Origin of the sequence: Streptomyces alkaliphilus, from assembly GCF_014141535.1 — a bacterium.
In the GTDB taxonomy this organism is placed as follows: domain Bacteria; phylum Actinomycetota; class Actinomycetes; order Streptomycetales; family Streptomycetaceae; genus Streptomyces; species Streptomyces alkaliphilus.
This window is the reverse complement of sequence record NZ_VKHT01001449.1, coordinates 1-918: the sequence shown is the minus strand read 5'-3', so window position 1 is coordinate 918 and position 918 is coordinate 1. Positions and strand designations below refer to the sequence as shown.

The 918-nt window shown below is 80.6% G+C and carries 1 protein-coding gene; it reads right to left on the bottom strand.

All coding sequences use genetic code 11. The annotated features are described in order from the left end of the window. Positions 1 to 918 (bottom strand): vWA domain-containing protein (locus FNQ90_RS25015; RefSeq protein WP_182608406.1); only part of this gene is annotated, 918 nt, incomplete at both ends.

Genomic DNA, 918 nt, shown 5'->3' with positions numbered 1-918 from the left:
CGCCCGTCCCGCTTCCCCCGGCCGGGCCCCGGGCACCGGCCGTCCGGTCGCCCCGCACCCCGCGCACCAGCGCCGTCACCGTCTCCGCCCGCAGGTCGTCCAGCGTCACCGCCGACCCGCCCAACTCCCCGGCCAGCGCCCCGGCCAACCCCAGGCGCACCGGCCCGGTCTCGCAGTCCACCACGACCGAGGCGATGCCGTCCGCCGCCAGCAACCGGGCGGCCCGGTGCGCCCGTTCCACCGGCTCCGGTCCGCCGGTGGCCCGGCCGTCGGTGACCGCCACCAGAAGCGGGCGGCGGGAGGGGTCCCGCAGCCGCTCCACCCGCAGTACCTCTCGGGCGGCCAGCAGCCCGGCCGCCAGCGGGGTTCGCCCGCCGGTGGGCAGCGACCGCAGCCGGGTCGCCGCCGCGTCCACCGAGGAGGTCGGCGGCAGGGCGACCTCGGCCCCGGCCCGACGCATCGTCACCAACCCCACCTTGTCCCGGCGCTGGTAGGCGTCGAGCAGCAGGGAGAGCACGGCACCCTTGACCGCGCCCATCCGGCTGCGGGCCGCCATCGAACCGGAGGCGTCCACGACGAACAGCACCAGGTTCGACTCCCGGCCCTCGCGCACCGCCTGCCGCAGGTCGTCGCGGCGCACGATCAGTCCCGGGCCCGAGCGGCCGCGGGCCCGCTGGTGCGGGGCGGCGGCCCGCACGGTGGCGGTCAGGTGCAGCCCGCCACCGGTGCCCTCCCGGGGACGTCGCGAGCCGGTGGCCCGTCCCTGCGCGGTCCGGGCACGGGAACGGCGACCCGCGGCCCCCTCCCCGAGCCCCGGCACGGTCAGGGCCCGGGTGCGGAAGGGCTCGCCGGGCGCGGCGGCGGGGCGCTCGCCGGCCGCCGACGGCACGCCGGAGCCGGCGGGGGGCTCCTCGGGGC